General features: G+C 73.3%; 16 protein-coding genes. 8 read left to right on the top strand and 8 right to left on the bottom strand.

All coding sequences use genetic code 11. From position 1 onward, the window contains the following. Positions 1–46: 46 nt before the first annotated feature. Together AC5RWQ_RS03835 and AC5RWQ_RS03830 are read right to left on the bottom strand one after the other, a co-directional pair. A complete protein-coding gene (locus AC5RWQ_RS03835) occupies positions 47–1,903 on the bottom strand; it encodes a MinD/ParA family ATP-binding protein (RefSeq protein ID WP_494281350.1) in 1,857 nt (618 codons plus the stop codon). A 75-nt stretch (positions 1,904–1,978) separates the two neighbouring features. Further along, the gene (locus tag AC5RWQ_RS03830; protein WP_494281349.1) at positions 1,979–2,977 is read right to left on the bottom strand and encodes a diacylglycerol kinase family protein; all 999 of its coding nucleotides are present in this window, start codon (positions 2,975–2,977) and stop codon (positions 1,979–1,981) included. 123 nt (positions 2,978–3,100) lie between these two features. Between AC5RWQ_RS03830 and AC5RWQ_RS03825 the strand changes: the two genes are divergently transcribed. The 5 genes from AC5RWQ_RS03825 to AC5RWQ_RS03805 all read left to right on the top strand — a co-directional run bounded on the left by AC5RWQ_RS03825 (position 3,101) and on the right by AC5RWQ_RS03805 (position 8,273). Continuing rightward, positions 3,101–4,390, top strand: a complete 1,290-nt coding sequence (locus tag AC5RWQ_RS03825; RefSeq protein ID WP_494281348.1) for an adenylosuccinate synthase — start codon at positions 3,101–3,103, stop codon at positions 4,388–4,390. 185 nt (positions 4,391–4,575) lie between these two features. After that, positions 4,576–5,496, top strand: coding sequence for a type IV toxin-antitoxin system AbiEi family antitoxin domain-containing protein (locus tag AC5RWQ_RS03820; protein ID WP_494281347.1), 921 nt, complete (start codon positions 4,576–4,578; stop codon positions 5,494–5,496). Between the two features lie 110 nt (positions 5,497–5,606). Beyond that, positions 5,607–6,854 (top strand): phosphoribosylamine--glycine ligase, encoded by a 1,248-nt coding sequence (gene purD, locus AC5RWQ_RS03815; RefSeq protein ID WP_494281346.1) that lies wholly within the window; start codon positions 5,607–5,609, stop codon positions 6,852–6,854. Between the two features lie 59 nt (positions 6,855–6,913). After that, on the top strand, positions 6,914–7,429 hold the full coding sequence (locus AC5RWQ_RS03810; protein ID WP_494281345.1) for a SigE family RNA polymerase sigma factor: 516 nt from the start codon (positions 6,914–6,916) through the stop codon (positions 7,427–7,429). After that, positions 7,422–8,273: a hypothetical protein gene (locus AC5RWQ_RS03805; RefSeq protein WP_494281344.1), complete on the top strand. Its 852-nt coding sequence runs from the start codon at positions 7,422–7,424 to the stop codon at positions 8,271–8,273. The genes AC5RWQ_RS03810 and AC5RWQ_RS03805 overlap by 8 nt, the downstream gene beginning before the upstream one ends. Before the next feature lie 61 nt (positions 8,274–8,334). On the opposite strand, the gene AC5RWQ_RS03800 is transcribed toward AC5RWQ_RS03805, so the two are convergent. The 3 genes from AC5RWQ_RS03800 to AC5RWQ_RS03790 form a co-directional block, all read right to left on the bottom strand. Continuing rightward, a complete protein-coding gene (locus AC5RWQ_RS03800; protein WP_494281343.1) occupies positions 8,335–9,900 on the bottom strand; it encodes an AMP-binding protein in 1,566 nt (521 codons plus the stop codon). Between the two features lie 168 nt (positions 9,901–10,068). Further along, the gene (locus AC5RWQ_RS03795) at positions 10,069–11,283 is read right to left on the bottom strand and encodes an acyl-CoA dehydrogenase family protein (protein ID WP_494281342.1); all 1,215 of its coding nucleotides are present in this window, start codon (positions 11,281–11,283) and stop codon (positions 10,069–10,071) included. A gap of 1 nt (position 11,284) precedes the next feature. Further along, positions 11,285–11,737 carry an SCP2 sterol-binding domain-containing protein gene (locus tag AC5RWQ_RS03790; protein ID WP_494281341.1) on the bottom strand — a complete coding sequence of 151 codons (453 nt, stop codon included), beginning with the start codon at positions 11,735–11,737 and terminating at the stop codon, positions 11,285–11,287. 78 nt (positions 11,738–11,815) lie between these two features. Between AC5RWQ_RS03790 and AC5RWQ_RS03785 the strand changes: the two genes are divergently transcribed. Continuing rightward, complete coding sequence (locus AC5RWQ_RS03785; RefSeq protein ID WP_494281340.1) at positions 11,816–12,460, top strand: TetR/AcrR family transcriptional regulator; 645 nt, start codon at positions 11,816–11,818, stop codon at positions 12,458–12,460. A gap of 6 nt (positions 12,461–12,466) precedes the next feature. Here AC5RWQ_RS03785 and AC5RWQ_RS03780 read toward each other — a convergent pair whose 3' ends face one another. The 3 genes from AC5RWQ_RS03780 to AC5RWQ_RS03770 all read right to left on the bottom strand — a co-directional run bounded on the left by AC5RWQ_RS03780 (position 12,467) and on the right by AC5RWQ_RS03770 (position 15,583). Further along, complete coding sequence (locus AC5RWQ_RS03780) at positions 12,467–13,084, bottom strand: DedA family protein (protein ID WP_494281339.1); 618 nt, start codon at positions 13,082–13,084, stop codon at positions 12,467–12,469. 85 nt (positions 13,085–13,169) lie between these two features. Further along, on the bottom strand, positions 13,170–13,997 hold the full coding sequence (locus tag AC5RWQ_RS03775; RefSeq protein ID WP_494281618.1) for a MaoC/PaaZ C-terminal domain-containing protein: 828 nt from the start codon (positions 13,995–13,997) through the stop codon (positions 13,170–13,172). A gap of 227 nt (positions 13,998–14,224) precedes the next feature. Then, complete coding sequence (locus AC5RWQ_RS03770) at positions 14,225–15,583, bottom strand: 3-oxoacyl-ACP reductase (protein WP_494281338.1); 1,359 nt, start codon at positions 15,581–15,583, stop codon at positions 14,225–14,227. Between the two features lie 56 nt (positions 15,584–15,639). Between AC5RWQ_RS03770 and AC5RWQ_RS03765 the strand changes: the two genes are divergently transcribed. Then, positions 15,640–16,932 carry an acetyl-CoA C-acetyltransferase gene (locus AC5RWQ_RS03765; protein WP_494281337.1) on the top strand — a complete coding sequence of 431 codons (1,293 nt, stop codon included), beginning with the start codon at positions 15,640–15,642 and terminating at the stop codon, positions 16,930–16,932. A 159-nt stretch (positions 16,933–17,091) separates the two neighbouring features. Then, the gene (locus AC5RWQ_RS03760) at positions 17,092–18,117 is read left to right on the top strand and encodes a glycosyltransferase family 2 protein (protein WP_494281336.1); all 1,026 of its coding nucleotides are present in this window, start codon (positions 17,092–17,094) and stop codon (positions 18,115–18,117) included. The last annotated feature ends 4 nt before the right edge of the window (positions 18,118–18,121 follow it).

Raw genomic sequence — 18,121 nt, 5'->3', positions numbered from 1 at the left:
GTCGACGGCCGGCCCGGTTCCGCACCGGGCCGGCCGTCGTACCAGCTCAGAGGCCCTCAGCCACCGCCGCGGCGATCTTCAGCCAGGCGTCCCGGGTGGCCGAGGAGAGCCCGCCGTACCGGATCGGCTCGCCGGTGTCGATCAACCGCTCGTACGGCGCCAGCAGCACCGCCCGGGTCCGGGCGGCGAAGTGCTCCTGGATCGCCGGCAGGTCGATCTCCTTGCGGGACGGTGGCATCGAGACGACGGTCACCGCCTGCCGGACCAGCCGCTGCCGGCCGCTCTGCTCCAGGTGGTCGAGCATCCGCGCGGCGGTCTCCGCCGAGTCGTTCCGCGCCGACATGGTGACCACCAGTTGGTCGGTGGCGTCCATCGCGGCCTGCCAGTTCTGCGCCCGGACGTTGTTCCCGGTGTCCACGAAGATCAGCTTGTAGAAGCGGCTGACCACCTCGCGGATCTCGGCGAACGCCGCCGCGGTGAGCATCTCGCCGCCGGTGGCCGACTCGTCCGAGGCGAGCACGTCGAACATCCCCTCGCCCTGCGAGCGGACGTACTGCGACAGGTCGCCGATCCGGCCGTGCGCGCCCTGGAACTGCCCGAGGTCACGCAGCATGTCCCGGACAGTACGGGAGTGGAAGTCCTGCTGGGCGCGCATGCCCAGGGTCCCCTGGGTCTCGTTGTTGTCCCACGCCAGCACGTACCCGCCGCGCTTCTGCCCGAAGGTCATCGCGAGCAGCAGGATGGCCACCGTCTTGCCGGCGCCGCCTTTCGGGTTGACCACGGTCACCTGGCGCAGCCCACCGAAGTTGCGGCGGACCATCTCGATGTCCTGGCGCAGTTCCTGCTCGTGCCGCCCGGGCGGGAGCTTCACCAGCCCCATCCGGTTCACCACCGCCCGTACGCCCATGGTGGCGACCGGGTCGGCCGGGCGGATCTGCCGGCGGCGGGCGAAGTCCTCCGCGGTCGGCGCGACGCCACCCTCCGGCGTCCAGGCCGGTTCCGGGAAGCCGGCCGGCGTCCGCTCCGGCTGCTGGGGGTACCGCTGCTGCGGCGTACCGGCCGGCGGCCACGGGGTACCCGGCCAGCCGGCGGAGGGCTGCGGCGGCCCGGTGCCGGGTGCCGGCGGCATGGGCTGGCCGTTGTGCGCCGCCGGGCTGGCGTGCGGGGTTGGGCCGGGTCGCGCCGGCGGGCCGGGTTGCGGGGCGGGTATCGACAGCGTCGGACCGGGTGGGTACTCCGTCGGCGGGTGTGGCCCGGGCGGGTTCAGCGGCGTGCCGGGCGACGGTGGGAACGGGCCGAGCCTCGGCGGCGCCGGGGTGCCGGTGCCCGGGACGGTGGCGCTGCCGATCGCCTCCTCCATGCCGGCGGACGTCCGCTGGGGAGGCTGGGCCCACGGCGACTCGCCCCGCCCGCCGGCCACCACCGGGGTGCCCGGCGCGGCCGACTGCGGCGTGTCCTGCTCGACGGTCCCGGGCGGCGGTCCCGGCGTCGCCGACTGCGGCGTGCCGTGCCCGAGGGCCCCGGGCGGCGAAACCGGCGCCGGCGGATCCACCGGCGGCGGCGCGCCGATCGCCTGGTCCAGGGTGAACGGCAGGTCGAGGTTCACCGGAGCCGGCTGACCGACCCGAAGCGTCGGCACGAGGCCCGGCGCGGAATCGCGGCCCTGCCCCGGTGCGGTTGCGGGCTGGCCGCCCAGGTCCGGTGCGGGCGGAGACCAGCCGTCGGCCTCGGGCACGGGGTCGACCTCGGCCGTCAGCGAGGGGTAGGCCGCGGACTGGTGGGCGGCCCAGACCGGGCCCGTCGGGCCGGGGTCGGTCGGGTCGGGCCAGAGCGGTTCGATGTCCCGCTCCGGCACCGGTTGCTGGCCGGGCAGCCTCGCCCGGTCGGCGTTCTCGTCCACCACGATTCCTCCCCGTTCCTCCTGCCGAGGATAGGCCGTCCCCTTCCGGTTACGGAAAGTAGCGGAACCCGGGCGAGGTCAGCCGGTGAAGGCCGCCCAGGCGCCCGGCTCGATCCACCAGGAGCGCTTGCGGCTCAGCTCGCCCTCGACCCCGTCGTCGAGGAACGGCACCTTCTCGTCCCGGGGTACGACGGACACCGCGCGGCCCCGGGCCCGGCGGACCTCGAAGCGGATCCGCTTTCTGCCCAACGCCGACCGGGTCACCACGGGAACGGCCACGGCCACCTCCACCAGCCCGTCCGTGGGGTCGGGGGCGGTGAGCAGCGGCAGTTGGTCGAGGGTCGCGTACCCGCCGGCGTTGCCCACCGCGCAGGCCAGGATCGGGTCCTCACCGTCGGAGAGCACCGCGTCGTCCACCTCGACCCGGCCGCGCCAGTGCAGCGGCCGGCCGGCCTCGTCGGCGGCGCCGAGCAGCGCGCCGTCCAGGGTCACCGAGCCGGCGTCGTTGCGCAGCAGATCGAGCCGGCGTACGTCGCCGTCGAGCACCGCAGCGGCCACCACGGCGGGGTCGCGCGGCAGGCCGAGCTGCGCGGCCAGGTCCCGGTGCGTGCCACCCCGGGCCGGATCGAGCGGCAGTACGCCGATCGGCGGCAGGTCGGGCACCGTACGGTTGCCGGCCAGGTCGGCGGGGCGGCGGCTGGGCGGTGGGGCGTACCGGCGGACCAGTCGGCGCACGACGGCGCGCAACTGGGCGTCGCTGGCCGTGGCAACGACCAGCCTGGTCTTCGAGTCGGGATCGGGCCAGGTCAGGCCGTCGGGGCGGGGCGGGCCGTCGAGCCGGGCCAGCACCTCGTCGACCTCGGCGTCCGAGCGGGCGGTGACGGTCTCCACCCGGGCGCCCCGGGCGGTGAGCGCGTCCGCGCAGGCCAGCACCGGTACGCGTGGCGTCTCGCAGCGCTCGTCGGGCTTGTCTCCGGCCGCCTCGGAGGCGCCGCCGCAGCAGGCGTCGCCGCTGCCGCAGCCTCCACCGGGAGCGTCCCGCTCCGAGCCGAGGGTGAGCAGCACCACGTCGTACACGAAGGAGCCTCCTGCCTCTCGACGCGACCCCTGCCGGGCACGCCGTCACTACTTGTTAGCCTGACACCCCGGGCTCGCCAACCGGTCGCCACCTGGCACCCGAGCCTTCTGGAGGCGGAAGAGATGCCAGCGATCGTGCTCCTAGGCGCTCAGTGGGGCGACGAGGGCAAGGGCAAGGTTACCGACCTGCTTGGTGAGCGGGTCGACTACGTCGTGCGCTACTCCGGCGGCAACAACGCCGGCCACACGGTGATCACGCCGGATGGGCAGAAGTACGCGCTGCACCTGATGCCGTCGGGGGCGCTCTCCCCGAGCGCGATGATCGTCATCGGTAACGGTGTGGTGGTCGACCCGAAGGTGCTGCTCGCCGAGATCGACGGCCTCGCCGAGCGCGGGGTGGACGTCTCCCGGCTGCGCATCTCCGGCGACGCGCACCTGATCATGCCGCACCACCGGGCGCTGGACCGGGTGGTCGAGCGCTACCTCGGCACCCGCCGGATCGGCACCACCGGACGCGGCATCGGCCCGGCGTACGGCGACAAGGTCGCCCGGATGGGCATCCGCCTGCAGGACCTGCTCGACCCGGGCATCCTGCGCAAGAAGCTGGAACTCGCGCTGCGCGAGAAGAACCAGCTCCTGTTCAAGATCTACAACCGCAAGGCGATCGACCTCGACGCGACGATCGAGGAGTACCTGGAGTACGCGGAGCGGCTCAAGCCGTACATCGCCGAGACCCGGGTGATGCTCTGGGACGCGCTGGACCGCGGCGAGACGGTGCTGCTGGAGGGTGCCCAGGCCACCATGCTCGACATGGACCACGGCACGTACCCCTTCGTAACCTCGTCGAACCCGACGGCCGGTGGGGCGTGCGTGGGTGCCGGCATCCCGCCGACCGCGATCACCAAGGTGATCGCGGTGAGCAAGGCGTACACCACCCGGGTGGGTGCCGGCCCGTTCCCGACCGAGCTCTTCGACGACAACGGCCAGCACCTGCGCAAGATCGGCCACGAGTACGGCACGACGACCGGCCGGGAGCGGCGCTGCGGCTGGTTCGACGCCGTCGTCGCCCGGTACGCCTGCCGCCTCAACGGCGTCACCGATCTGGTGGTCACCAAGCTGGACGTGCTCACCGGCATGGCGAAGGTGCCGATCTGCGTCGGTTACGAGATCAACGGCGAGCGGTTCGACGACATGCCGATGACCCAGACCGACTTCCACCACGCCACGCCGATCTACGAAGAGCTCGACGGCTGGTGGGAGGACATCACCAAGGCCCGGACCGAGGAAGACCTCCCCGAGAACGCAAGGCGCTACATCGCCCGCATCGAGGAACTCTGCGGCACCCGGGTCAGCGTCGTCGGCGTAGGCCCCGGCCGCGAAGAAAACGTAGTCCGCCACCCCCTCCTCCCCTAACCCCACCCCCACCCCGGGCCGTGACCCCGGTCTGGCCCCGTTGATCAAGAAGTTTGCGCACGGATTCAGCGCGAACTGGTGCGCAAACTTCTTGATCAACAGGCGGAGGTGGCGGCTGTCCACAGGCTGGGGAGGGTTGTCCACAGGGGCGGCGCGGCGGTGGGGCTGGTGGGCAGCCTGGGTGGATGGCGGAACTCGAACTTCTCGGTCGGATCGCCGCCCAACAGGACGGGGTGGTGACGACAGCACAGGCACTGTCCGCCGGCTTCAGTCGGGACCAGATTCGGTACCTGTGTCGCTCCGGGCAGTGGACGCGGGTGGCACGGGGCTGCTTCGTTCCGTGCCGGTCGGCAGGTGGGGTCGCACTCCGCCGGGCGCGCATCCGGGCAGCGGTCGCGAGCCTCGGTCCCGGAGCGTTCGCGGTCCTCGGCACGGCCGCCGAGCTGCACCGGATCGCGGGGCTCCGCCCGACGTCGACCGTCCACGTCTCGGTGCCCGTGGACTGTCCGCGACCGCAGCGTCCCACTGACGTCGATCTCGTGGTGCATCAGCTCACCGTCGACCCGGTCGACGTCTGTGAGGTCGCCGGTGTCCGCACGACCACGCCGCTGCGTACCTTGGCCGACGTCATTCTCCGAGTGGACCGGTACTCCGCGGTCTGTGCGCTCGACTCGGCCCTGAACTGGCGACTCGTCACTCCCACCGACCTGTCACTGATCCCGTCCCTCGTCGCCCGGCGAAGGGGTGCTGTCGCGGCTCGCGGTCATCTCGCCGAGGCGGACGGGCGGGCGCAGTCACCGCTGGAGACGCGGGCCCGGTTGCGCTGCGTCGACGGCGGCGTCGCCCCCGACACGCTCCAGATCGAGGTACGCGACGACGACGGCTACCTGCTCGGCGTCGGCGATCTGGGGTGGCGGACGGCTCGACTGATCGCCGAGGTGGACGGAAGGGCCCCGCACGATAGGCCGGAGGCGGTCTACGAAGACCGGGCGAGACAGAACCGCCTGGTCAACGCCGGTTGGCGGATTCTCCGCTTCACCTGGGCCGACACCCTGCGCCCGGACTACATCCCGTACACCGTGAAGGCGGCGCTCCGCGCCCGCTGACCGCTGGAGTCGGCATCGATCAAGAAGTTTGGGTCGTCCATCGGCCGGATTTGGGACGCAAACTTCTTGATCAACAGGGCGGGGTGGGGTGGTCGGTAGGATCCGGGGTCGTGCGGGTTCTTCTTGTGGGTGGTGGTGGGCGGGAGCATGCGCTCGCGCTGGGACTTGCCGGTGATCCCTCGGTGGAGGCGTTGGTGGCGGCGCCGGGGAATCCCGGCATCGCTTCGCTTGCCGAGCTGCGGGGCGTCGCTCCCGCCGATCCGTCGGCGGTCGCCGCGCTGGCTGTGGAGGTGGGCGCCGACCTGGTGGTGATCGGGCCGGAGGCGCCGCTGGTCGCGGGCGTGGCGGACGCGGTCCGCGCCAAGGGCATCCCGGCCTTCGGGCCGTCCGCCGAGGCGGCCCGCCTGGAGGGCTCCAAGGCCTTCGCCAAGGAGATCATGACCGCTGCCGGCGTACCGACCGCGCGGGCCTTCACCTGCACCGATCCGGAGGGCGCCGGCCGGGCCCTGGACGAGTTCGGTCCCCCGTTCGTGGTGAAGAACGACGGGCTGGCCGCCGGCAAGGGCGTGGTGGTCACCGATGACCGGGAGATCGCCCTGGAGCACGCGCGCGAGTGCGGCCGGGTGGTGATCGAGGAGTACCTCGCCGGCCCGGAGGTCTCCCTGTTCGTGGTGACCGACGGCGAGGCGGCGGTGCCGCTGCTGCCCGCGCAGGACTTCAAGCGGGCCGGCGACGGCGACTCCGGCCCGAACACCGGCGGCATGGGGGCGTACGCGCCGCTGCCCTGGGCCCCGCCGGACCTGATCGACGAGGTGATGCGCGACGTCGTGCACCCGACGCTGGCCGAGATGCGCCGCCGGGGCACCCCGTTCGCCGGCCTGCTCTACGTCGGCCTGGCGCTCACCGTCGCCGGCCCCCGGGTGATCGAGTTCAACGCCCGCTTCGGCGACCCGGAGACGCAGGTCGTCCTCGCCCTGCTGGAGACCCCGCTGGCCGGTCTGCTGCACGCCGCGGCGACCGGCACGCTGGCCGCGCACCCGCCACTGCGCTGGCACGACGGCGCGGCCGTGACGGTGGTGGTGGCCGCCGAGGGCTACCCGGCGTCGCCGCGTACCGGTGATGTGATCACCGGCGCGGACCGCGCGGGGATCATCCACGCCGGCACCGCCCGCCGGGCCGACGGCACCCTGCTCTCCGCCGGGGGCCGGGTCGTCTGCGGTACGGCCACCGGCCCGGATCTCGCCGCCGCGCGGGACGCCGCCTACGCCCTGGTACGCGGCGTCGAGCTGGCCGGCTCGCACCACCGCACCGACATCGCCGCCGCGGCCCTGGACGGCAGCATCACGATTCCTGACTGAGCGGGCAACCTCGGCGCTGCTCGCTTCCGTTTGACCGGTGAGGCGAGGAGGTGGCGGGATTGCCTGCCGACATCGAGGGTTACCGCGAGTTCGTCGCGGCGCGGCTGGAATCGCTGCGTCGGACGGCGTACCTGCTCTGCGGTGACTGGCACACGGCCGACGACCTGGTGTCGACGGCTCTGGTCAAGCTGCTGCGGCACTGGCGGCGGGTGTCCGCGATGGACAGTCCGGACGCCTACGTCCGGCGGACCCTGCTCCGGGTCTGGCTGGACGAGCGCCGCCGACCGTGGCGGCGGGAGGCCGCCTGGGCGGAGGTGCCGGACAGCGCGGTCCGCGCCACCACCGACGGTACGGCGGACCGCCTCACCATTCTCGCCCTCCTCGCCGAGCTGCCGCCGCGCCGCCGAGCGGTGCTCGTGCTGCGCTACTTCTGCGACCTGTCGGTCGAGGACACCGCCCGCGAGCTGGGCTGCACCCCGGGCACCGTGAAGAGCCAGTCCGCGCGGGCGATCGAGGCGCTGCGGGGTCGCCTCGTCGCCACGCCGACCAGTCGGGAGGCACGTACCAATGGATGAGATCTCGCACGAGTTGCGCGTCGCGGTGGCCGACGCACCCCCCAGCCGGATCGACGTCGACCAGCTGATCCGGGTCGACCGACGGCGTCGCCGGCACCGGACCTGGGTGTGGAGCGGCACCGGGGTGGCGGCGGCCGTCGCCGCGGCGGTCGTCACGCCGGCGCTGATCGCCGGGGGACCGGCGCCCCGGGCGGTCGTGCCTCCGGCGATCGGCTCACCCACCGCCAGCCCTGCCACTGCCGTGAAGCTCTGCACCGGCGTGACGCCGAAGCCGACCGGCCCGCAGCCACCCCTCCAGTCGTACGGCACGGTGCGCCCCCGGCCGACGGAGGAGCCGGCCGCCGGGGTGGCCCGCCTGACCGCGGCGCTGCGGGACGGACTCCGCACCCGGCTGCCCGCCGGGTTACGCGTCGACCCGGCCCAGCAGGGCTGCGCCGATCCGCAGTTCCAGTACCACCCCAGCTACCGCGAGTACGAGGTCGGCGCCACGCTCCGGCGGGGGAGGGAGAGCGGATTCTTCATGCTCCGGGTGCTGCCGACCCCTCGTGAGGAGTCCACCCTGGACTGCGCGCGGTCGATGAACTCCGAGGACTGCCGGATCGTCCGATACCCGGACGGCTCGACGGCCATGGTCAGCCGCCTGGAGGCGAAGCCGGGCCAGCGGCAGCTGTGGGTGTCGCTGTCCCGGCCGGACGGCACCTCGGTGCTGGCCATCACCAACAACTTCCGCAGCCAGCCGGTGGGCAACAGGATGCAGACCTCGACGACGGCCGACGCGCCGCTGCTCACCATGGACCAGCTCGTCGAGATATGCCGGGCCCCCGGCCTGACCCTCTACCCGTGAGCGCCCGCCGGGGGTCACGCCGACCGTACGGCCCCCGGCTCGGCGCTGAACCACTCGACCGTCAGCCGTAGTAGCGGCGTAGTTCCCGGCTGAGCACCTTGCCGGTGGCGTTGCGTGGCAGGTACTTCACGAAGATCACGTCGCGGGGCACCGAGAAGCGGGCCAGGTAGTGCCGGACGTACTCGCGGACCGCCTCCGGGTCGAGGGTCTCGCCGGGGTGCAGACCGAGGAAGGCGGCGAGCCGCTGGCCGTACTCGGGGTCGGGCACCCCGATGACGGCGGCCTCGCGGACCTGGGGGAGGCGGGAGAGCAGATCCTCCACCTCGGACGGGAAGACGTTCTCGCCTCCGGAGACGATCATGTCGTCGGCCCGGCCGTCGACGAAGAGCAGCCCGTCGGCGTTGATCCGGCCGAGGTCGCCGGTGTCGAGCAGCCCGTCGTGGGTCTCCCGCCGGGCGCCGGAGGTGTAGCCCTCGAACAGCATCTCGTTGCCGACGAGGATCCGGCCGACCCGGCCGTCGGGCACCGGCTGGCCGTCGGCGTCGAGGATCTCCAGCCGGGTGCCGTGCGGCGGCCGGCCGGCGGTGGTGGGCGCCTCGCGCAGGTCGGCCGGGGTGGCGATGGACGCCCAGGAGACCTCCGTCGAGCCGTACAGGTTGTAGACCACGTCGCCGTAGACGTCCATGAAGCGGGGCGCGAGCCCGCCGGGCAGCGCCGAGCCGCTCACCGCGACGACCTTCAGCGGGGGCAGCGGGTCGGGCGGCGGCACGTCGAGCAGCCGCTGCAGCATCACCGGTACGGCGAAGAGCGCCTGGCACTGGTGGGTCACGAGCGCGGCCAGCGTGGCCGCCGGGTCGAAGCGGTGGTGCAGCACGATGGTGGCACGCAGCGCGAAGGCGACCTGGAGGGCGGCGTACCCCCAGGTGTGGAAGAGCGGCGCGGCGATCAGCACGGTGTCGCGGGTGTGCAGCGGGATCCGGTCGATGATGGACACCAGCGGGCCGAAGCCGTTCGGGGTGGGGCGGCGGGCGCCCTTCGGGGTGCCGGTGGTGCCCGAGGTGAGCACGATGGTCCGGCCGTCGCGCTCGGGTGGTTGCAGTTCCTCGCCGGGGAGCGCCCCCGCGATCAGCTCCTCGTGGCCGCGCTCGTCCACCCGCTGCACCTCGGCGGGGAGGCCGAGGACCCGCTCGGCGAACTCGGCGTCGTGCACCAGCAGCCGCAGCCGTTGCTCCTCGGCGACGGTGGTGAGTTGCGCGGCGGAGAGGCCGGTGTTGACCAGCACCGCGTCCGCGCCGAGGACGGTGGCGGCGACGATCGCCTCGATGAGTCCACGGTGGTTGCGGCAGAGCACCCCGACCCGGTCGCCGGGCTGTACGCCGAGGGCCGTACGCATGGCCCGGGCCAGCCGTTCGGCGCGGTCGAGCAGTTCCTGGTAGCTCGTCTCCGCGCCCTGGTCGTCGACGACCGCGACCCGGCCGGGGTCGCGGGCGGCGGCCTGGCGCAGCTCACCGGCGAGGCTCCAGCCCCACTTGCGCAGCGCCCCGAGCTGGGAGGCGACCCGGATCGGTCGGCCCGGGGTGAGCAACCCGCGCCGGGTCAGCGTGGCCACGACGAACGGCAGGTCCATGCGGCGGGCCTCCTTCTGGGCGTGCGGTGAAGGGGCCCCGGCGGGGGCCCCTTCACCGGGGCGTCACCTTTCGATCATGCACCGGATGCCTGCCGGAGCCCAGCCGGTGTCTGCCGGGCCACCCCGTCCGGCACCCGGGGTGGAGGGTGCCGGCACCGAGGGTGACGGTCAGCGGATCTGCATCCCGGAGATGGCCCGGGAGATGACCAGCCGCTGGATCTCGGAGGTGCCCTCGAAGATGGTGTAGATCTTCGCGTCCCGGTACCAGCGCTCGACCGGGTGGTCGCGCAGGAAGCCGGCCCCGCCGAGCAGTTGGACGGCCTTCTCGGTGACCGAGACGGCCACCTCGCCCGCCTTGAGCTTGGACATCGAGCCCTCCCCAGCGGTGAAGGGCCGGTTGTTGCGGCCCATCCAGGAGGCCCGCCAGACCAGCAGCCGGGCGGCGTCGATCTCGGTCCGCATGTCGGCGAGCGCGAACGCCACCGCCTGGTTCTCGATGATCGGCCGTCCGAACTGGACCCGGTCCTTGGCGTAGTCCAGGGCGTACTCGTAGGCGGCGCGGGCCACGCCGAGCGCCTGTGCGCCGACGGTGGGGCGGGACAGCTCGAAGGTGCGCATCGCGGCCTGCCCGGAGGCGCGCCGGCCGGAGCGGGCCCGGTCGAGGCGTTCCAGGAGGGCGTCCCGGCCGCCGAGCAGGCAGCGCCCGGGCACCCGGACGTCGTCGAGGAAGACGTCGGCGGTGTGCGATGCGCGCAGGCCGAGCTTGCGTAGCTTGCGGGTGGCGGTGAGCCCGGCGGTCCCCGGCGGTACGACGAACGCGGCCTGCCCCCGGGACCCGAGCGACGGCTCGACGGAGGCGGTGACCACGTGCACCCCGGCGATCCCGCCGTTGGTGGCGTACGCCTTCTGCCCGCGCAGCACCCACTCGTCGGTGGCCTCGTCGTAGACGGCCCGGGTACGCATCGCGCCGACGTCGGAGCCGGCCTCCGGCTCGCTGGTGCAGAAGGCGGCGACGGCGGGCTGGTCGACGTCGCCGAAGCACTGCGGCACCCATTCGACGAGCTGGTCGGGGGTGCCCGCGCCGTAGATGGCGGCTACCGCGAGGGAGGTGCCGAAGATGCCCAGGCCGATGCCGGCGTCACCCCAGAAGAGTTCCTCGCTGGCGATCGGCAGGGAGAGGCCGGTGGGGTCGGCCCAGCAGGTGGCGAGGAACTCGAAGCCGTAGAGGCCGACCTTCGCCGCTTCCTGGATGACCGGCCAGGGGGTTTCCTCCCGGGCGTCCCACTCGGCCGCGGCCGGGCGCACGACGTCGGCTGCGAAGCCGTGCACCCAGTCGCGTAGATCCCGCTGTTCCTCGTTCAGGTCGAGCGAGAACTCGGCCATGTCAGGCCTTGGGGATGTCGAACAGGTTGGCGATGTTGGCGGCCAGGCCCAGGTCGCCCTTGGCCTTCAGCTTGCCGGTCATGAACATCATCACCGGGTTACCGCCACCGGAGACGATCTTCAGGAATTCGACCGGGCCCATGGTGAGGCTGAGCTTCGGGTCGTGCTGCGGAGTCTCGTTGACGACGCACTTGCCGTCGGCAATGGCGATCTCGTAGGTGTCGGTGCCACCGTCGGGGCGACCGGTGATGTTCCAGTGGATCACCGCGTTGGTCGCACCGGCCCGGTCGGGGCGGAACAGCTCCGGCATCCGGCCGAAGACCGTGCTCAGGATCTTGCCGCGCAGGTCGCCGGACATGACCTCGGCGATCTTGTCGTCGGGGGTGGACTTGACCAGCTGGGCGAATTCCTTGGGGCCGACGTTGCCGAAGTTGGCCGGGTCGAAGTCAGTCATTGGGGGATGCACCTCTCGGGCGGGCCGACTTTGGTTACTCGGGCGTAACCTTACGCACGAGTAGGTATGCTCGCAAGAGTGTCCAGCACACCCACCTTCAAGCGCCTGCCCCGGGCCGTACGCGAGCAGCAGATGCTCGACGCGGCCGTCAAGGTCTTCTCCCGACGCGGCTTCCATGCCGCGAGCATGGACGAGATCGCCGAGGACGCCGGCATCTCCAAGCCGATGGTCTACGCGTACCTCGGCACGAAGGAGGAGCTCTTCGTCGCCTGCCTGCACCGGGAGGGCACCCGGATGATGGAGGCCATCGCCGGGGCCGCCGCGCCGGACCTGCCCGCGGACGAACGGCTCTGGCGCGGGCTGCGCGCCTTCTTCGGCTTCGTCGGCGCACATCGGGACGGCTGGGCGGTGCTCTACCGGCAGGCCCGCGGCTCCCAGCCGTTCGCCGGCGAGCTGGCCGCGATGCGCGCCCGGCTGGTCGAGGTGGTCGCCGGGATGCTCGACCACGCGCTGCGCGCCGAGGGGCGCGAGGTGGGCGAGACCGAGCTGGAGGTCGTCGCGTACGCCCTGGTCGGGGCGACCGAGTCCCTCGCGGACTGGCTCGCCGACCACCCGGAGGCCGACCCGGAGAAGACCGCCACCCGGATGATGAACGCGGCCTGGCTCGGCGCCGGCCAACTGCTGCGCGGCGCCACCTGGCGCCCGCCCACCCCGCCCACCTGATCAGCTTCAGCGGCGGGCGGCGGCCCGCCGGTGCGCCCGGCGACGCAGCCACCGGCCCAGCTCCAGCAGGCCGGTGACGGCGAGGGAGAGCCCGACGCCGACCAGCAGGGCGCGGCCCGGATCGTGTTCGAAGGCCAGGCCGCCGAAGTAGCCGAGCAGCCCGCAGTAGGTGGCCCAGCTGCCGGTGGCCACCGCGTCGTAGAAGAGGAAGCGGGACAGCGGGTACCGGACGGCACCCATGGTCAGGGTGACCGCGGTGCGGCCACCGGGCACGTACCGCGACGTGGTGAGGATCGAGCCGCCTCGCCGATCCACCGCCCGCCGGGCCCAGTCCGACCCGGTTCGGCGGCGGCTCTCCGCCGGCAGCCGGGCCAGCCGGTGCGCGCCGCCGCCCCGGCCGATGCCGTACGAGACGTGGTCGCCGGCGAGCGCGCCGACCGCGGCCACCACGATCACCGCGACCAGGTTCGGCTCGCCGGCCGCGGCGAACACCCCGGCGGTGATCACCACCGTCTCGCCCGGCACCACCGGGAAGAAGGCGTCGACCGCGGTCACCACGAAGATCACCAGGTACACCCACGGCGAGGTGACGGTGTGGTGGAGCAGGTCGAGCACCGACTGCATGCCCTCATGCTCCGGTGACCGACCCTCGGGCGGAGGCGCATCCGGGGAGAACGGGTGCCGGGGACGCCGCCCCGGCACCCCGCCGTCAGCGGATCGTGCCGACCAGGTGCGGCCGGCCGGTCCGGGCGTCGTGCAGCGCGAAGTCCCAGCCCGGGGTGGCGCTGAAGGCCACCGTGGTGGGCAGCGGCACCGGCAGCTTGAACGCCACGTCGACGGTGTAGGCGTCCGGCAGCCGGCTCTCCAGCGCGGCCAGGCAGCGGGCCTTGCTCCACATCCCGTGCGCGATCGGGCGGGGGAAGCCGAGCAGCCGGGCCCCGAGCTTCGAGGTGTGGATCGGGTTGTGGTCGCCGGAGACCCGGGCGTAGTCCGCACCCACCCGCGGCTCGACCCGCCACCGGGCGGAGGCGGCCGGCGGCGCGGGCCGGTCACCCGGGTCGCGCCGGGCGCCGCCGCCGGGCGTGCGCTCCTTCCCGAGGTACGTCGAGACGCCGCGCCAGACCTCCTCACCGGCGACCGACCCGACCAGGACGACGTCGATCTGCCGTCCCCGCTCGTGCGGGCGCAGGTGCTCCGCGTAGGTGACGAAGTCCAGCGTCTCGCCGGCCTCGATCGGGCGGTGCACGGTGATCCGGTTGCCCACGTGCACCACCCCGGTGAGCGGGATGGGGAACTCCGGCGTGGTCATCAGCCGCAGTGCCAGTGGGAAGCCCATGACGTGCGGATACGTGGCCGGCAGCCGGTCGGCGAGCCGGAAGCCGCAGACCCGGTCGTAGTCGGCCAGGTGCGCCCGGTCGACGGTGGCCCCGGTGACCGCCAGCTCGACCTGCGGCGGCGCGTCCGGGCGTCGGGACCGGCCGATCACCGGCACCGCGTCGCGCAGCGCCCGCCGGTAGAGCGCCCCCTGCGCCGGCATCCGGGACAGCTCCAGCCGGGCCCGTCTCCCGGCGGCGGCCGGCTCGTCCGTGGCGTACCGCGACAGGTCGTGGGTGGCCTCGGTGCTCGCGTCGTGCCCCGACGGGCCGGCCGCGCGGACGGCGGCCAGCTGCGCCGGCGAGATGACCTCCGTCGGCCCGTCGATCAGCTCATGGACGGAGAGGTCCTCGGTCGAGGCGTCCTCCGGTCGTTCCTTCCGCCGCGCCATCACGCCCCCAGCAGGCTCTGACCGCAGACCCGGACCACGTTGCCGCTGACCGCGCCGCTGGCCGGCCAGGCCAACCAGCCGATGGTCTCGGCCACGTCCACCGGCAGCCCGCCCTGCGACATGCTGTTCATCCGGCGGCCCGCCTCGCGCAGCGCCAGCGGGATCCGCGCGGTCAGCCGAGTCTCGATGAACCCGGGCGCGACGGCGTTGACGCTGATCCCGCGCCCACGCAGCGCCGGGGCGAGCGAGTCGACCAGCCCGATCACGCCGGCCTTACTGGTGGCGTAGTTGGTCTGCCCGCGGTTGCCGGCGATCCCGGCGATGGAGGAGACCGAGACGATCCGGCCGCCGGCCGGGATCAGGTCGCGCTCCAGCAGTACGTCGTTGATCCGCTCCTGACTGGAGAGGTTGACGTCGATCACCTGGTCCCAGCGGTCGGCGTCCATCCGGCCGAGGGTCTTGTCCCGGGTGATGCCGGCGTTGTGCACCACCACGTCGACCCGGCCGTGCCGGGCGGCGAGGTGCTCGGCGAGCCGGGTCGGGGCGTCCGGGGTGGTCAGGTCGAGCTGCAGGGCGCTGCCGCCGATCTCGTTCACCACCGCGGCCAGCGCGTCGCCGGCCGCCGGGATGTCCAGGGCGACGACCTGAGCGCCGTCGCGGGCCAGCACCTTGGCCAGCGCCGCGCCGATGCCCCGGGCCGCTCCGGTGACCAGCACGACCTGCCCGTCCAGCGGCCGGTCCCAGTCCGCCGGCGGCGCCGCGTGACCGGCGCCCACCCGGACCACCTGCCCGGAGACGTACGCGGACCGGCCCGACAACAGGAAGCGGAGGGTCGATTCGAGGCTGGTGAGCGTGCCAGCGTCGCCGTCCTTCGTCACGTACACCAGCTGAGCGGTGACGCCCCGGCCGAACTCCTTGCCGATGCTGCGGGTCAGCCCCTCCAGGGCCCGCTGTGCGGTGGCCTCGCGGGGAGAGCCGCACTCCGCCGGCGGGGTGCCGAGCACGACCACCCGGCCGCTGGGCAGCACCGCGCGGGCGTGCGGGTGGAAGAAGTCGTAGAGCTGGCGCAGGCCGGTGGAGTCGGTGATGCCGGTGGCGTCGTACACCAGGGCGCCGAACCGGGCGGTGGGGTCGGTGTCGGCGGCGGGGTCGCGCAGCTCGACCCCGGCGGCGGTCAGGATCTTGCCGACCGGCTCGGCGAGCCGGCCCCCGGTCGCCGCGCCCAGCAGGACCGGCCCGGGCAGGAGCGGGTCGCCGGGCGTGTGCCGGCGCAGTCGCGGCGGGTCGGGCAGCCCGAGGCGCTTGACCAGCGCGCGGCCGGCCCCCGATTGGACGAAGCTCGCGTACCTGTCGGTCATAGGCGTAGCCTACTGGCCAGTAGGTTGTGGGCAAGCCCTGAAACGGAGGCGGGATCGTGCAGAGCATCCGGCGGGTCGCGGTCATCGGCGGCAACCGCATCCCCTTCGCCCGGTCCAACTCGCGGTACGCCAGCGCGTCCAACGCCGACCTGCTCGGCGCGGCCCTGGACGGGCTGATCGCCCGGTTCGGGCTGGCCGGCCAGCGGGTCGGCGAGGTGGTGGCCGGCGCGGTGCTCAAGCACTCCAAGGACTTCAACCTGGCCCGCGAGGTGGTGCTCGGCTCGCGGCTCGACCCGCACACCCCGGCGTACGACATCCAGCAGGCCTGCGGCACCGGCCTGGAGGCGGCCATCCTGGTCGCCAACAAGATCGCCCTCGGGCAGCTCGACGTGGGCATCGCCGCCGGCGTCGACACCACCTCCGACGCCCCCCTCGCGGTCAACGAGGAGATGCGCCGCACCCTGCTCAAGCTCAACTCCGCCCGCACCCTCGGTGAGCGGCTGAAGGTCGCGGCCAAGCTGCGCCCGCTCCAGCCGTTCCAGCCGGAGATCCCGCGCAACGCCGAACCGCGCACCGGACTCTCCATGGGCGAGCACGCCGCCCGCACCGCCGTGCGCTGGAACGTCGACCGGGCCGCCCAGGACGACCTGGCGCTGCGCTCGCACCAGCGGCTCGCCGCCGCGTACGACCGGGGCTTCTTCGACGACCTGATGACGCCGTACCTCGGGCTGACCCGGGACCAGAACCTCCGGCCGGACACCAGCCCGGAGAAGCTCGCCTCGCTCAAGCCGGTCTTCGGCACGAAGGGCCCGGACGCCGAGCGGGCCACCATGACCGCCGGCAACTCCTCCCCGCTCACCGACGGCGCCTCGACCGTGCTGCTGGCCAGCGAGGAGTGGGCGCGCGAGCACCACCTGCCCGTGCTGGCCTGGTTCTCCTGGTCCGAGACGGCCGCCGTCGACTTCGTGCACGGCGACGAGGGTCTGCTGATGGCGCCCGCGTACGCGGTGCCCCGGATGCTGGCCCGGGCCGGGCTGACCCTTCAGGACTTCGACTACTACGAGATCCACGAGGCGTTCGCCTCCCAGGTGCTGGCCACCCTCGCCGCGTGGGAGTCGCCGGAGTTCTGCAAGGAGCGGCTCGGCCTGGACGGCCCGCTCGGGTCGATCGACCGGGAAAAGCTGAACGTCAACGGCTCCTCACTCGCCGCCGGCCACCCGTTCGCCGCCACCGGTGGGCGGATCGTGGCCACGCTGGCCAAGCTGCTCGCCGAGTCCGGCAGCGGTCGGGGCCTGATCTCGATCTGCGCGGCCGGCGGCCAGGGGGTGACCGCGATCCTGGAGCGCTGAACCGTCAACCGATAGTTCACCCGCAGGTGACCGGTCGGAGACCTCGGCACGGAAGTGTGGTCCCTCGCGCCGGGCGTCGGCCCCGTGTAGCGTTTCTAGGTCGAACAGCGTTACAGATTCTCTGCGTCCGGGACGGGGCCGGCAACGATGGGATCAACCATGTCCGGACCGATCACGCTCTCCGTGGTCGTTCCGATGTACAACGAGACGGCGGTCATCGGGGCCCTCGTCGCCCGGCTGCGGCCGGTACTCGACGCCCTCGACGTCGAGTACGAGGTGGTGGCCGTCGACGACGGCAGCCGGGACGGCACGGCCGGCCTGGTCAGTGTCCACGCGCGCCAGTGGCCGCAGCTGCGCCTGGTCCAGCTGCGCCGCAACAGCGGGCACCAGGCGGCGCTGACCGCCGGCCTGCACCGGTCCCGCGGCCGCTGGGTGGTCAGCATCGACGCGGACCTCCAGGACCCGCCGGAGACCATCGCCGAGATGCTCCGGGTGGCCCGGGAGGACGGCGTCGACGTGGTTTACGGCGTCCGCTCCGACCGCAGCACCGACACCGTCTTCAAGCGGAACACCGCCCGCGGCTACTACTGGCTGATGCGCCGGCTGGTCGGCGGGGACATGCCCGCCCAGGCCGGCGACTTCCGGCTGCTCAGCAGGGACGTCGTCGAGGTGCTGCGCCGGCTGCCCGAGCGCGCGCCGGTCTACCGGCTGCTGATCCCCTCGCTGGGCTTCCCCAGCGCCGAGGTCAGCTACGTCCGGGAGGCGCGCGCCGCCGGCGAGACGAAGTACCCGCTGCGCAAGATGGTGGCCCTGGCCTGGGACAGCACGGCCAACTTCTCGGCCGCCCCGCTGCGGGTCGCCACCTGGCTCGGGGTGACCAGCTTCGTGGCCTGCCTGGCGCTGATCGCCTTCGGCATGACCGCGTACGCCACCGGCACCGCGATCCCCGGCTGGACCTCGATGTTCGTGGCGGTGCTCCTGCTCAGCGGGGTGCAGCTGATCTGCCTCGGCCTGCTCGGGGAGTACGTCGGACGGATCTACGCGACCGTGCAGAACCGGCCGATCTTCCACGTCGGCTTCGACTCCGTGGAGTCGCCCGGTGAGCTGGCGGAGCCGCTGGTGGTGGCCGATTCGGCGGACCCGGCGGTCTCCGCCGACCGGCCGGGCGTTCCCGTCAGCGGCTGAGCCG

Source organism: Micromonospora sp. BS32 (genome assembly GCF_059089345.1).
Note: the sequence above shows the minus strand (reverse complement) of the source record. Positions and strands in the feature narration are given on the sequence as shown.

Coding starts and splice junctions, on each gene's coding strand:
- AC5RWQ_RS03825 (WP_494281348.1), top strand. CDS start 3,101: ATGCCAGCGATCGTGCTCCTAGGCGCTCAGTGGGGCGACGAGGGCAAG.
- AC5RWQ_RS03820 (WP_494281347.1), top strand. CDS start 4,576: ATGGCGGAACTCGAACTTCTCGGTCGGATCGCCGCCCAACAGGACGGG.
- AC5RWQ_RS03805 (WP_494281344.1), top strand. CDS start 7,422: ATGGATGAGATCTCGCACGAGTTGCGCGTCGCGGTGGCCGACGCACCC.
- AC5RWQ_RS03800 (WP_494281343.1), bottom strand. CDS start 9,900: ATGGACCTGCCGTTCGTCGTGGCCACGCTGACCCGGCGCGGGTTGCTC.
- AC5RWQ_RS03795 (WP_494281342.1), bottom strand. CDS start 11,283: ATGGCCGAGTTCTCGCTCGACCTGAACGAGGAACAGCGGGATCTACGC.
- AC5RWQ_RS03790 (WP_494281341.1), bottom strand. CDS start 11,737: ATGACTGACTTCGACCCGGCCAACTTCGGCAACGTCGGCCCCAAGGAA.
- AC5RWQ_RS03780 (WP_494281339.1), bottom strand. CDS start 13,084: ATGCAGTCGGTGCTCGACCTGCTCCACCACACCGTCACCTCGCCGTGG.
- AC5RWQ_RS03775 (WP_494281618.1), bottom strand. CDS start 13,997: ATGCCGGCGCAGGGGGCGCTCTACCGGCGGGCGCTGCGCGACGCGGTG.
- AC5RWQ_RS03770 (WP_494281338.1), bottom strand. CDS start 15,583: ATGACCGACAGGTACGCGAGCTTCGTCCAATCGGGGGCCGGCCGCGCG.
- AC5RWQ_RS03760 (WP_494281336.1), top strand. CDS start 17,092: ATGTCCGGACCGATCACGCTCTCCGTGGTCGTTCCGATGTACAACGAG.